This is a genomic window from Solimicrobium silvestre, assembly GCF_002976435.1.
GTDB classification, from domain to species: Bacteria; Pseudomonadota; Gammaproteobacteria; order Burkholderiales; family Burkholderiaceae_D; genus Solimicrobium; species Solimicrobium silvestre.
Genome location: NZ_PUGF01000007.1, coordinates 87666 through 101944 on the forward strand (window position 1 = coordinate 87666; position 14279 = coordinate 101944).

The window sequence follows — 14279 nt, forward strand, 5'->3', positions numbered from 1 at the left end:
AAATTGATGGGACGCTATATTCCGCTGCTCTCAATACAAATTCAGCATGAATTTTTTGAAGGATGTTCTGAGTCAAACAACTTGGTCTTGCGGTTTTTACCAAGTGAAACCAGTTCAGAAATCATACAGAGGGAAAATTTGTTACTACGTCAGTGTGCAAATGGCATCGAAGTTTGGCAGGAAGAAAATAATACTCAAAGCACGGTGCCATCAACAGTCGAATTAAATTTAACGTTCTTGGTGTCATCGTCAGATCCGCACTTCAACTTTTATACGGACTGGCATTTAGCAAAACCAATTAACTTTATAAATCAAACGCCGGTAGATAGCAGCAATGTTGTTCACTTAACGGCGCAAACGGTGGAAGAACAAGACTTTGGGTTAAGTAGTTTTGAAAAGAAGAAAAATCCTACCCTGTTCACCGTGCAATTGCAGCATCAAATAAGCACAGAAGTAACGCACTATTTAGTTGAGTTAAAAGCGAGGGCCATGCATTGGAAATATTATTTTTTTGGGGCATTGGCAAAGAAGAAGTTACAGATTGTTGATTTGGATGAAAAAAAAGCTGAGGGATGCCGATTTACGCCCTCAGAAAATGTAGTAACTAGTACCAGTGTTGCCTTTATTTCCGAGATAGCACTACCGATGAGAAGCATGCCAACACAACGCTTTCAGCTGCGTGAAGAGGGTGCCGCAGGAAGAGTATTAATGAGGCGACTGCCAAGCGCTAGTATTAATAAAATTGGCAAAGAAAGAGATCCGAACGGGCAATCACTGGTCGTTGCGGAAATTTATATTCATCAATAATTTTCAAAGGAACACATATGGCTGGCGCGTATAAAACACCTGGTGTCTATATCGTTGAAAAAAATGCCTTTCCCAATTCTGTGGTTGAAGTTGCGACCGCAGTTCCTGCATTTATCGGCTACACCAAGATTGCCGATAACAAGGGCACATCTCTGACGAATAAACCGTGGCGTATCACTTCCCTGACGGAGTTCATCAATTATTTTGGTGATGCACCTGAAGACCGATTCGATATTGCAGAAAAAACCGATGCTGATCTCACCAGCGACTTCAAGAGCGGCGGCAAAGAGTTTGTCTTGAAACGTGAAAACAATAAGGCCGATACCAAACGCTACTATTTGTATCGCTGTATGCAGCTTTTTTTCCAAAACGGTGGCAGTCCTTGCTATATCGTCTCTATCGGCGGCTATTCCGGCGATGGCGTCCAGAGAAAACCAATGGAACTGGGCATTGACCTGCTCTTGAAAGAACAAGAACCAACCATGGTTGTCATCCCCGATGCGGTCGCATTGGATGAAGGTGATTGCATCGGTCTGCAACAATACAGCTTAAAACACTGTGGTTTTCAAATGAAAAACCGCTTTGCCATTCTCGATGTGTATGACGGTTTCAGAGAGCGTTCCGATCCAACCGGTGATTGCGTTACCAAATTCCGCGCTGATCTCGGCACCAATTTTCTCAATTATTCCGCAGCATACTATCCGTGGCTGAACACTTCCATCGTGCAAACAACCGATCTTGATTTTTCCAGTTTCGTTAGTTTGGAAAACGTCAAAAACCTACTGTTGACCGAAGCCGGTGGCGACACTGCTCCGCAAGACATCAAGGATATCCTCGCACAGGTGGGTAAGGCAGATCGCGACCCTAAAGAGAAAACGTATTTGTCTGACGATGAATTGCACAAAATCCTATTCTCTGTAAGCCCAACGTACGCCAATATGCTATTGGCCATCAAGAACAAATTGAACCTCTTGCCACCTGCAGCAGCGATGGCGGGCGTATACACGATGGTCGATAACGCCCGCGGCGTGTGGAAAGCACCAGCAAACGTCAGCTTGGCTTCGGTCATCTCGCCAGCGGTGAATATCACCCATGACGAACAAGAAGACTTGAACGTGACGACAGCGGGTAAATCCATCAACGCCATACGTAGCTTTATCGGCGAAGGAACCTTGGTCTGGGGTGCGCGCACGTTGGATGGTAATAGTCTTGACTGGCGCTACATCAACGTACGCCGCACCATGATTATGTTGGAAGAATCCCTGCGTTTGGCAACCAAAGCCTACGTCTTTGAACCGAATGTCAGCGGCACCTGGGTCACTATCAGCAGCATGGCCAGCAACTTCCTCACTGGTATCTGGAAGCGTGGCGGTTTGGCCGGTGCAAGCCCGGAAGATGCGTTCAGTGTGCACGTTGGTTTAGGTGAAACCATGACTGCAGAAGATATCCTAGAAGGTATCTTACGCGTGACGATCTTAGTCGCATTAAGCCGCCCTGCTGAATTTATTGAGATCACTTTCCAACAGCAAATGCAGAAATCTTAAGGATGCGCGTATGACGTCATAACTTGACGCCAAGTTACGCGCAAATTTTTAATCTAAATTATTGAAGAGGTTTGTTATGGCAGATGACGGAACAAAACAATCACCAAATGTGTGGCCTTTACCGAAATTCTATTTCCGCGTGAAATGGGATTCCAATGAAATGTCGTTCCAAGAAGTTTCTGGCTTGGATATCCAATCTGAAGAGATTAAGTATCGCAGTGGAAATAGCCCGGTTTTTTCCGTAATTAAAATGCCGGGTATGAAAAAATACGGCAATATCACGATGAAAAAAGGCGTATTCAAGGGCGACAATAAGTTTTGGGACTGGCTCAATCAAATCAAACTCAATACCATTAAACGCGTACCAGTGACGATCAGTTTATTGGATGAGGAAGGCAATGACACCATGGTGTGGACGCTGACCAATGCCTGGCCGACCAAGATATCCAGCACCGATCTGAAGTCGGAAGGTAACGAAGTGGCGATTGAATCGATTGAGATCGTGCACGAAGGTTTGACGATTGCGAATAAATAATCAACGCGATGAGTGCTGATTATTTCGAGGGAGGGTATCCCCCTCCTGCGTTTTACTTCACCGTAACCTTTGGTGATGGCGTAAAAATGCCGGATGCTTCGTTCAGCGAAGTATCTGGCATTAGTATTGAGATGGAAACCGAGCCATTGGTCGAAGGCGGTGAAAACCGCTTCGTTCACCAGCTTCCTAAAAGTATTAAACATCCGAATTTGGAATTAAAGCGCGGCGTCTCTATGCTTAACTCGCCTTTGGTGAAGTGGTGTAAAGATACTTTAGAAGGTGCATTTATTAAAGCCATCGTGCCAAATACCATTATCGTCAAACTCAATGGCGCCGACGGCCAAGTCCTGAGAGCCTGGGCGTTTATCGATGCTTATCCAATTAAGTGGGATGTAGAAGGTTTTAATGCAACGAAAAACGAAGTGGCAATAGAGAAAATGACTTTTGCCTACACTTATTCGAAACGCAGTAAATAAGTTAAACACACCATGGCTATAGAAATTAAAGAACTCATTATTAAAACGACGATCGTCAATCGTCCAATCAATAAAGACGATAGCAGTCATATCGATAAAGATTCCGTCAAGGATGAAATTTTGTCGGAATGTAAAAAAATGGTACAAACACTGCTACGTGAACGTCGGGAGCGTTAATCGTGTCCGGGCAAAAAACTCTATTAAAAATTTCAGGATGCAGCGTGGCCAAAAATGGCACGATCAGCGTCGATTCCTCACGCCCAGTGTTTCAAGCCTTAATTAACCCCAGTGGTTATGGTCACGATTTTTCGATCAAATACGCAAAGACCCAAGCACTGGGTCAAGCTGGTAACGAAGCCAAGTTTAATGCAAGTCAGCCAGAGAAACTGAGCCTGAAGGAGTTAGTTTTGGATGGCACCGGTGTCGTACCCGGCACCACAAAAACCGTCAAACAGCAAGTCGAGTCTTTACGCAGTGCTGTGTACACCTATGTTGGCACCAAGCATGAAGCGCCTATTGTGCAAGTGGTTTGGGGTAGTTTGATTTTTTATGGCCGGGTTGAAGGCTTAAAATTCGATTACACCTTGTTCAAGCCAAACGGTGAACCGCTACGTGCCAAGATTTCCCTTAACTTCATCGAGTACACAAGTACTGCCGAAATTGTGAAGGAAGAAGCCAATGGTTCACCCGACTTAACGCATCTGGTGATCGTACAAGCCGGTGACACCCTGCCCTTACTATGTGATCGGATTTACCGCGACAGCGGGTATTACATGGAAGTCGCACGCGTTAATGGTTTAAGTTCTTTTCGTCATTTACAACCTGGTATGAGCCTTCGCTTTCCACCGCTGGCATAGCTCCTGGTTGTTATGAAATTTATGTTGTTGATCATTACTTGAAAAGAACAATTATGGCGAACTCCCCCCAAACCGATAGCTCTGGCGTTCTCAGCTTTAATATTAGCTGCGATGGAACGGCTCTGCCCGACATCGTTCAGATCGTATCGATTGAGACCAACCACAGCACAAATCGCATTCCCACGGCGACGATTACCGTCATTGATGGCGACATGCCAAATGGTAGTTTTCCGATTGCCGACGCAGGTAATCTAAAGCCGGGCGTAGAAATTGTGATCAGTGCTGGCTATGACAGTAAAACCACGGTCATATTTACGGGTGTCGTTATCAAACATTCGGTCAAAATTAGTGGCGATAACTATGCCCGATTAATCATCGAGTGTCGTGACAAGGCGTTAGCCATGACCGTGGGGCGCAAAAATGCCAACTATATAAACAAAACCGATAATCAAGTTATCTCGGCGCTCATCGCCAAATACGGCGGCTTATCGTCCGCAATCGACGCCACCAGCGTCTCCTACAAAGAACTAGTCCAATACTACGCCACTGATTGGGATTACATGATGGCGCGCGCTGAGATCAATGGCTTCTTGGTGACGATCGATGCAGGCAAAATCAGTGTCAAAGCCCCCGTGGCCAGTGGCAGCCCTGTCCTATCCTTAACCTACGGAATGGATTTACTCGAATTTCAGGCCGACCTGGATTCACGTTGGCAGCTAAGTTCTGTCACCAGCACCAGTTGGGACCTGACGCAACTCGCCATCGTCCAAAAAACAGCAACACCTGATCCCCTTACAGGTCAGGGCGACATTGATTCGAAAACGCTCGCTGGCGTACTTAGTGTTGGCGATTTCGGCTTACAAACCGCCGCGCCCATAGAAAGTGGCGCACTCACGGCATGGAGCAAGGCGCAACAAACGCGCGCGGCCTTATCTCGTATTCAAGGACGTATGCTATTCCAAGGGAGTGCCTTAGCCAAACCGGGTGTTTTGTTAGAGTTAAATGCGGTCGGCAAGCACTTTAATGGCAATGTAATTGCAACGAATGTGACGCAGCGTCTGATCGATGGTAACTGGACTACAGAGGTCGAATTCGGCATGCCGACTTATTGGTTCACGGAAGAGCACCAAATCAATGCGCCTGAAGCAGCCGGTATCAGCGCTGGCATTGGCGGGCTGCATATTGGTATTGTGCTGAAGCTAGATGCCGACCCTGAAGGGCAATGCAAAATACAAGTTTCGATGCCGTTGATGAATGCCAGCACCATTGGCGTTTGGGCGCGTTTTGCGAGTTTCTATGGATCTTCCGGATTTGGTGCTTTCATTATTCCGGAAATTGGCGATGAAGTCGTGTTGGGCTTTTTCAATAACGACCCATCTTGCCCAGTGATTTTGGGTAGTTTGTACAGCAGCAAGCACGTGCCGCCCTACGAACTGACGGCAGAAAACAATTTCAAAGCATTGGTCACGCGTAGTAAGTTAAAAATAGAGTTCGATGACGGCAAAAAAATCATCACCGTTACCACACCCGCCAACAATAAAATTGTCATCAGCGATGAAGATAAATCAATACTTTTGCAAGACGAAAACAGTAACAAAGTGGAATTGAGTCCGTCCGGAATTTTATTAGACAGCCCAAAAGACATCACCATCAAGGCTGCCGGTAAAGTCGCCATTTCCGCCGTTCAGAATGTGGAGATCACTGCGCAAATGGATGTTAAAACCACCGGCCTCAATATCAATAGCACCGCCAATGTCAGCCTGATTGCCAAGGGAACCGCCAGCGCAGAACTTTCTGCTGCAGGCCAGACCACGATCAAAGGCGCAATGGTCATGATTAACTAATCAAATAGAGAAGGAAAATCATGCCACCAGCATCTCGCATAACGGATATGCATGTCTGCCCGATGGTTACTCCCGGTGTGCCACCAATACCACATGTTGGCGGCCCCATTTCTGGCCCTTGCGTACCAAATGTTCTAATCGGTAGTTTGCCTGCCGCCGTCGTCGGTGATATGTGCGTGTGTGTTGGCCCACCCGATACCATCGTCAAAGGCAGTGCGACCGTTTTAATCAGCGGCCGGCCTGCTGCGCGCATCGGCGACAGCACGGCACATGGGGGCAGTATCGTTTTGGGTTTTCCAACAGTCATGATTGGCGGCTAGGCCTTAAAGGTAAGAAACGTGGATAAAGATAGTTCATTTCTCGGTACTGGTTGGAGTTTTCCACCTGAATTTTCAAAGCGAGGCGCCGTGCATATGGTCAGCGCCGAGAAAGATATCAAGCAAAGTTTGCTGATTATCCTCTCCACCAATCTTGGCGAACGTGTGATGCAACCGAGTTTTGGCTGTGGGTTAAAAAGCCAGATTTACGAAAACATCAATGAAAGCACTCTCACCGTTCTTAAAGATCTCATACAACGTGCAATTCTTTTTTACGAACCACGAGTAAAGCTCGAATCGATATACACGGACATCTCCGCTGCCTATGAAGGGCGCCTGGATTTTACGATTGTCTACGACATTATCACGTCGAACACAAGGCATAACATCGTCTACCCATTCTATTTACGCGAAGGTACCGATGTGCAACTCTAAGCCAATACCGGGGCGGCAATGAAACCCCAGTTAATCATTAGCGATGGGCGCAGCCAGACACAACGTCAGCTGCCCGCATTAAACGGTGACTACTTTCAGCTCGATGAAATGCGTTTCGAGCAAATTTTGGCTATTGCCAACGAATATGCACGTCTGGTTCACTTTTATCAAATCGACTTGAGTATTGACGGTAATTGGCAGCAATTTTTTGGTACCGATGAAAGTATCTTGATGGCGAGCATTTTGGCGATTGATACCAATAAATTATCGAACCAATTCGAGCTGCGCATACAGGGGCAACCGCAATATCGTGAGTGGTTCCGTGACGATATAGTCAAAAAAATCGATGCCTCTTATCGTGATGTAATCAACTCCCCGCTGCTATTCGTGCGCCTGCTGAATCAATGGTTAACCGCTTTGCGCGTGCAACAAAGCGACGTTGCGATTGAAGTACGAAAGCTACTTGAAGGCATATTAAGAGGCTTGAAGTGGGAGATTCAAACCCTGTGCAACGCCACACCACGATTACTACTGCCTTATACCGACGGTCTTTGCAGCAAATCATTCAAGGATTTAGTGGAATGGCCAGCGCCGCGCCTGCGTGCCCCGGCTTCCGACGGTAATTCATCGTCACAAGAGCAGGAAATTGGCGAAGAAAAAACGTTCACAAAAAGCGAAATTCTGCATAACTTCCACGCCTTTAATCAAGCCTTACGCATGCTACAAAACGGCATAAAAAAATTGCTGCCACTGTCCATGCTCAGCGGAAAACATGATCCGGCGGTCAGCCTGTTAATCGGTTTTGTCAGCCTTTACCAGCAATTGCAGGTTCGACTCAATCGCTTTGGTGACAAGCACATCGATTTCTACTATCACAAAGTGCTGGGCATGCAATTACAGCAGCAACGCATTGATAGTGCCTACCTCGTTATAAAACCGAGCCCCGCAGCACGTTCAATAACTATTGCGAAAGGTACTGAATTTACCGCTGGTGTCGACCAAGATCAGAATGATATTGTCTACACCGCAGATGAAGCGACGCAATTGAATAACGCCAGAGTCAGCTCTCTCCACAGCATCTATTTTGAAAAGCACCACGGAGAAACAAAACTATTGGTAACGAAATCTAGCTACCAGCGCAGCATCGCCGTACTAAGACCCGACTGCGAAGTCGGCGAGCATGAAAAACTCCCGCCTTTGCCACTGCTCGGCGCGCCAAAACCAGGAGAGCATCTTGCCGACGGCCAACCCACACGGTTTGGTTTTGCGATCGCGAGCCATACACTCTTAATGCAAGAAGGTGAACGGAGTATTCGCCTGCTGTTTAAATTTCGTCAAAATGAAAAATACACAATAGACGAAACTCTCAAAAGCATCGCTGAACAGTTGCAGACGCAGGGCAAACGTGAACATCTGAACACCTCATCCTTGGAGGAAAGCGATGTATTCGTAAAACTTTTACGCAGCATGTTTCGCATTTCAATTAGCACCCTGAATGGCTGGTATGTAGTGCCAGAATATCGACCTGAATATTATGAACTCAATTCAGAGGTGCCTAAGAATTGCCTGGCGATCCACATCACACTACCGTCAAGCACACCTGCGATTACACCTTATCAAGAAAAATTACACGCAGAATCTTTACAAACAAAAACTCCCGTTATTCGATTTGAAATGACACAAAACGAATATGCCTATCCCTACGATATTCTGACGCATTGGTTATTAGAAGAAATTGATCTTGAAATTAATGTCAAAGCTTGCCGCCAATTAGTGCTTCACAATCAAATTGGGCAAGTTAGTGCGCTCGCCCCGTTTATGCCGTTTGGTCCTATCCCAGATCTCAGCTCTTATCTTGTAATAGGTTGCGAAGAAGTCTTAGGCAAACAATTACGTGATGTATCGCTTGATATCGAATGGGCAGGTTTGCCAAATGCGCTGGGAGGTTTCAGTGATTATTATCGTGGCTATCAAACACCATTAAAAGCCGATGATGTCAACGTAAAACTCGCCGTTTTAGTGGACGGCAAATGGAGTAAAGCTCCGGCTAGCGTACCCTTATTTCAATATGAAACCAACGAAAATGGCAGCGCTAGCAATCAAGTTAATATCGAAAATCGCATCTCACTGAAAAGTGTTGTGTCCCTGTATAAACCAACCCGCCTAACGCAATTACCAAAAGCTGGAACTCGCCTCACCTACACATCCGCCACAATGAATGGCATGTTTAAAATTAGCCTCGACGCGCCGGAAGGCGCTTTCGGGCATCAAGAATATCCACAACTCTTGACACGAGTACTTACTCAAAATGCGCAAACCAAGAAAATTGGTTCGATGCAGGGGCTACCAAATCCACCCTATACGCCGCAAATTAGTCGCATTGTTTTCAACTACAAGGCCTTTGCCAAAATCAATTTTGACCAAAGTCAGTCGGACAATCCCGAATTGCCTCAAGAACAATTTTTGCATTTACATCCGCTAGGATGGGAAGTGATGCGCGCCAACGAGAGCAAGCAAATTTCATTAATCCCGAAATACCCTGCCGCGGGCAATCTGATGATCGGCCTGCAAGCCGAACAACTACGAGGGCCGCTCAGCCTCTATTTCTACCTACGCGAAGATTCATTACCGATGACAAAGATTCATCACACAGGGTTAAGCTGGTGGTATCTGGCATCGAACAAATGGAAGAGACTGCAACAAGCACAAATTCTTGATGATTCCACTCACGGCTTTATGACAAGCGGGATCGTGCAATTACAGCTGCCCGACGAAATCAATCGAGACAACACAATAATGTCGTCCGATCAGTTTTGGATTGGTGTAACGGCCGATTACGGCATTGAACGCTTCTGTAGTTTATATGCTGTTTTTGCACAGGCCATCAAAGTGAGCTGGTCACCAACGCATGGCATGAAGCCAGCACCAATATTACCTGCACTGAGCCTGAATAAAAGTCGCAGCCTGATTGTCGGCGTTGATAGTATTTTGCAAGTGCGTGCCAGTTTTAATGGCAAAGCGGAAGAAACCAAACAACAATTCCGCACCCGGGCCAGCGAGCGTTTGCTTCACAAAAATCGTGCTTTGACGGCAGCCGACTATGAATTGCTCATCCTTGAACAGTTTCCCCAAGTTTTTAAAGTAAAGTGTTTCTCGCACCTATGCTCTGATCAAAATCCGCGTACACGCGTTCGACCAGGTCACCTGCTGATTGTGCCAATTCCATACCTCAATCAAAGTGTGCATGCCAATCAAAAACCAACACTAAGCGGACATTTGATCCACGAAATCCAGACATATATCGAGAAATTCGCCTCTGCAGATGTCATGATCAGTGTAGAAAATCCTGTTTACGAAGAAGTCCAGGTGCGCTGTACAGTCAAACTTAAGACACTAGTAAACAACAGTCGTATGAGTGGGCAAATGAGTGGTCGCTATATTGAACAAATCAATCAGGCGATCTGTGATTATTTATCGCCGTGGAATGATCGTGGGCTAAACCAGCATTTTGGTTGGACGATACAACAAAACAATATCATTTCCTTCTTACATGATTTGGATTATATCGATGAAGTAACCGGCGTTTCATTGCTACAAATATCCACTTATGGTGACATCAACGACCTGCGTTTCAAACTCACCAGCAATGCAAAAGCAGAACGCCATCAAAAAAACTTAACGCCAAGTTATCCATGGAGCATTACTGTTCCAATGAATGAACATTGGATTGTTATTGTTGATCAGTTTGAACAAAAAGCCGCTAAAGCAATAGGCATTAATGAGCTCAAAGTGGGCTCAACTTTCATTATTCCGTCAAGGAAAGAGATATGACCAGACGTACACGCCACATGCTGCAAGAACAATTCTTGCAAGGAAAAATGCCAACAGAAGAAGACTTCTCCGACCTCATCGGATCGATGTTGAATATGTTAGATGAAGGATTTGACAAAACGCCGGAAGCTGGCTTCAAAGTCGCACAACTACGCGATGGAAAATTAATGAGCTTCTACAAGGATATCAATATCGGTAGCCCGCTATGGTCCTTCGGCCTGGGAAAATCCAATGACAATTTGAGCATCTTAGACGCACGCAATCAGGCACTACTGACGTTGTCTAGCATCACTGGTACAGACGACATACATCGTACAGCCATTGGTATCCGTCAAATTAATCCTCAGCATGAACTCGATGTTGCCGGTTGTATCGCCTCTTATGCCCGAGTAGGACATAACGGCGAATTGGCCGTACCTGCCGACGGTAACTGGTATGACATTACCGACACCATGACCGGATGTCAGGCATGGGAAGTAATGGCTGGTGTCGGCGCGAAAGACAACGAAGGCCGTTACGCCCTCACCCATGCCTTTGCGCTCAACGCCTTCAATGACAATGGCAGCATCGACTATCACCAAACGCATTTTGGTAATAAATGCAGCCGGATCGAATTACGATGGATGTCGGAAGGCCCAAAAGAATCTTTCGAATTCAAATTGCAAATGCGCGTGGGCTGCTCTTACGGCGACGATGTTTGGATTAAATATCACATGACTCAACTTTGGTTAGACACCTTAATGTTAGAGAGTGACCAAAAGCCTTTGCGACAACCGAGCCCTCAGTATGACGTTAAGGGAAAGGTGAAGAAATAAGCATGGCAAACCAAGAACTCCAATTTACGATCAGTCTGGCACAGGGCAACCTCATTCTTGAGGCGTTGGCAGAGCGCCCATTCAAACAAGTGTTTGAGATTATTGGTCATCTCACCCAACAGGCCGCCATCTTATTTCCTGCCGAAGCAGGCGAAGAGAGTATTGGCAGCTTCATCGTCAGCGTGCCACAACTTCGTTTGATCCTGGAAGTGCTTGGCGAAATTCCGTATAACCGCGTCAACCGGCTGCTTCATCAATTGCACCAACAACTGCACGAGGCGCTTGATCTTGACTAATAAGGATCATATCAATCGCTTGCTGCCAGACGCCGACGGCCTCGACTTCGAGGGCCTGCGTCGGCACGGTATTGAGCTATTGCAGGGTCTATCCGGTGGACGATGGACCGACTACAATCTGCATGATCCAGGTGTCACTCTCTTAGAAATGCTGTGTTATGGCTTAACCGATCTGGTCTACCGTACCGATTTCAATGTGGAAGATTTCCTTACCGGGGAAAATGGCGAGATCGATTATCAACAACAAGCGTTGTATCCACCGCAGGAAATTTTTCCGAATCAAGCGCTGACTGACCTCGATTATTGCAAACTCATCTACGATCATTTGCCGAATGTGGAAGATGTCTGGATACGCAGCCACACGGAAGATAAGGCTATGCGTGGCCTGTTCACCATCTTTATCAAACCGCAAGAATCTATATTCAGAGACAAGAAAGAAGAGATTGAACACGCCCAGCAGGTGCTGCGAGCTGATGTAACCGCACTCGTTTCCGCCAATAGAAATCTCTGCCGCGATATTCATGAAGTGAAAATCGTGAACCCGCAGGAATTCTCATTAGCAGGTGACATAGAAATTGATGACAGTCGGCCGCGAGCAGAAATTTACGCTGACATCTACTTTCGCTGCGCCAAATTAATTTCTTCTGGCAGTCAAATTGTGCGCTTTGAGGAAGCGCTGCAGCAAGGGATGAAATGGGAAGAAATTCTGTGCGGCCCATTAACTAATCGTGGCTATATCGATGAAAACAATTTTCTACAAGACAGCTACGATATCGATGTCATCAAGCTCATCACACTGGTGCGCCATATTCCTGGCGTCAAGAATGTACGCTCTCTTTCTTTGATTAACGACCAAGGTGCTGTTTACGAACATCTTGAATTTGATCATAGCGATGTCGATTACCCTGTATTACATTTTATCGACGACACTGACAAAATTCTTGCGTTACGCTTGCAACATGGTCGCAGCGTAAGCGTCGATGTCAGCCAAAATACTGACATTAATCAATCACACTCTCCGCAGTCCCAACGCGAAATTCAAGCATTTGGAGAGCAAGTGATGTTGTATCTCAAAAAGCAAGAGTTTGAGCATGAAGCATTCCGGCGCAATCGCGGCAACATTGACAGCATCATCCAGTTACCACATGGTCAGAGTAGAGATTTCGCACAATATTTATCGGTAGGCGAAAACACGCCAGCGATTTATGGCATCAACCATCATGGTGTGCCTAAATCCGAATCCGACGCCGTACACGCACGCGCAAAGCAATTAAAAGCTTACTTGTATCCATTCGAGCAAATAATGGCAAACTATCTCGGTTCTCTGCAACATGTGCGAGAGCTGTATTCCATTGACGAAGTAGTCAATCAAAGCTATTTTTCGACCTATCTGCAAAATGCTGAAATTCCGAATATCCAAGAACTCTATGTCCCTGACGCAAATGCAAAAGAGATCGCACAAATTTTACGTGAACAGGATCAATTCGAAGAACGCCGTAACCGTGTCTTGGACACACTATTAGCAATTTATGGCGAACAATTTCCAGAAAAAGAATTACAGCGTTACGATTATTATCACCAAGGGCAGTTTGCGCAATCTCTGATTCGTTGCAAGATCCAACTACTCAAACACTTATGCGAACTCAGCAGTCGTCGCGGCGGCGCCATCAATTTGCAAAAAAATTGGAAAGATAATTCTGGCGCCATTCTGCAAAAACGCATCCAAATCCTTATGGGCTGTTATCAGGACACCAACAACACTTCATTGGTCGCCGCCTTACAGGACAACACTAAATATGTAAGTAATTCGCGTTACCAAGATAAGCTCCACAAACAAATTGGCGTACCAAATGAAATCGCGGCAGAAAAACTGATCTTAATTGCGAAAAAAAATGGCGCAGAAGCCTTCGCCGATTTCAAATTACCGCATGACAGCATCTGTGATGCCGTGCTACAGGCCGGCGTCAGCTGGGACAACTATAGAATTTTTAAAGTCGATGAACAGCACGGCTGGCTCTGTTTAATCGTCCAGCACGAAGAAGTGTGGCCAATTATTTTAATGCCGTTGGACGAGATAAGCGCTTTTACGCAGAAAATGATCGAAGTACTGTCGAGTATTAGCCAACAATGTGAAGGTTTTCACCTTGTCGAACACCTGCTACTCCGACCACGCGCAAACAATACGGACCGCCAGATAACACATGATTTTTACTGTCATCGTGTCAGCATCATTCTGCCGGCATTCACCGCGCGCTTTGCCGATATACCGGCACGATATTGGATTGAAAACATGATCGCAGAACAGTTACCGGCACACATCATGCCGGAGTTCTATTGGTTAGATTTTCCATTCCTGGCGCAATTCGAATTACGCTACCAAAAGTGGTTATCTCAGCTACAGGTTTATGCCAGCGCCAACTACCAGGGGGAAACCGGCGACCTGGATAGCAGCGCAAATGGAATCATTGAATTCTTGAAAAAGAATCGGCATTCGCAATCGAATCGCTACTGGATATAAACAC

Annotated in this window: 13 protein-coding genes; all 13 read left to right on the plus strand. The window is 46.0% G+C overall.

The genetic code is table 11. The features are described from left to right. Positions 1-6: 6 nt before the first annotated feature. Positions 7-807, plus strand: a complete 801-nt coding sequence (locus tag S2091_RS09090; protein WP_105531490.1) for a hypothetical protein — start codon at positions 7-9, stop codon at positions 805-807. A 17-nt stretch (positions 808-824) separates the two neighbouring features. Further along, on the plus strand, positions 825-2351 hold the full coding sequence (locus S2091_RS09095) for a phage tail sheath family protein (RefSeq protein WP_105531491.1): 1527 nt from the start codon (positions 825-827) through the stop codon (positions 2349-2351). Positions 2352-2427: 76 nt separating this feature from the next. Continuing rightward, the gene (locus tag S2091_RS09100; RefSeq protein WP_105531492.1) at positions 2428-2886 is read left to right on the plus strand and encodes a phage tail protein; all 459 of its coding nucleotides are present in this window, start codon (positions 2428-2430) and stop codon (positions 2884-2886) included. Positions 2887-2894: 8 nt separating this feature from the next. Next, positions 2895-3362 carry a phage tail protein gene (locus tag S2091_RS09105; RefSeq protein ID WP_105531493.1) on the plus strand — a complete coding sequence of 156 codons (468 nt, stop codon included), beginning with the start codon at positions 2895-2897 and terminating at the stop codon, positions 3360-3362. 12 nt (positions 3363-3374) lie between these two features. Continuing rightward, on the plus strand, positions 3375-3539 hold the full coding sequence (locus S2091_RS24020) for a DUF5908 family protein (protein ID WP_165794957.1): 165 nt from the start codon (positions 3375-3377) through the stop codon (positions 3537-3539). Between the two features lie 2 nt (positions 3540-3541). Next, positions 3542-4219 (plus strand): CIS tube protein, encoded by a 678-nt coding sequence (locus S2091_RS09110; protein ID WP_243405369.1) that lies wholly within the window; start codon positions 3542-3544, stop codon positions 4217-4219. A 53-nt stretch (positions 4220-4272) separates the two neighbouring features. Further along, complete coding sequence (gene vgrG, locus S2091_RS09115) at positions 4273-6063, plus strand: type VI secretion system tip protein VgrG (protein ID WP_105531495.1); 1791 nt, start codon at positions 4273-4275, stop codon at positions 6061-6063. Between the two features lie 20 nt (positions 6064-6083). Continuing rightward, a complete protein-coding gene (locus tag S2091_RS09120; protein ID WP_105531496.1) occupies positions 6084-6383 on the plus strand; it encodes a PAAR domain-containing protein in 300 nt (99 codons plus the stop codon). An 18-nt stretch (positions 6384-6401) separates the two neighbouring features. Beyond that, positions 6402-6815 (plus strand): GPW/gp25 family protein, encoded by a 414-nt coding sequence (locus S2091_RS09125; RefSeq protein WP_105531497.1) that lies wholly within the window; start codon positions 6402-6404, stop codon positions 6813-6815. 18 nt (positions 6816-6833) lie between these two features. Further along, a complete protein-coding gene (locus tag S2091_RS09130; protein WP_105531498.1) occupies positions 6834-10646 on the plus strand; it encodes a hypothetical protein in 3813 nt (1270 codons plus the stop codon). Next, entirely contained in the window at positions 10643-11461 is an 819-nt protein-coding gene (locus tag S2091_RS09135; RefSeq protein WP_105531499.1) for a hypothetical protein, read from the plus strand. The genes S2091_RS09130 and S2091_RS09135 overlap by 4 nt, the downstream gene beginning before the upstream one ends. A gap of 2 nt (positions 11462-11463) precedes the next feature. Continuing rightward, positions 11464-11757, plus strand: coding sequence for a hypothetical protein (locus S2091_RS09140; protein WP_105531500.1), 294 nt, complete (start codon positions 11464-11466; stop codon positions 11755-11757). Beyond that, positions 11750-14275, plus strand: coding sequence for a hypothetical protein (locus S2091_RS09145; RefSeq protein ID WP_105531501.1), 2526 nt, complete (start codon positions 11750-11752; stop codon positions 14273-14275). The genes S2091_RS09140 and S2091_RS09145 overlap by 8 nt, the downstream gene beginning before the upstream one ends. Positions 14276-14279 lie beyond the last annotated feature (4 nt).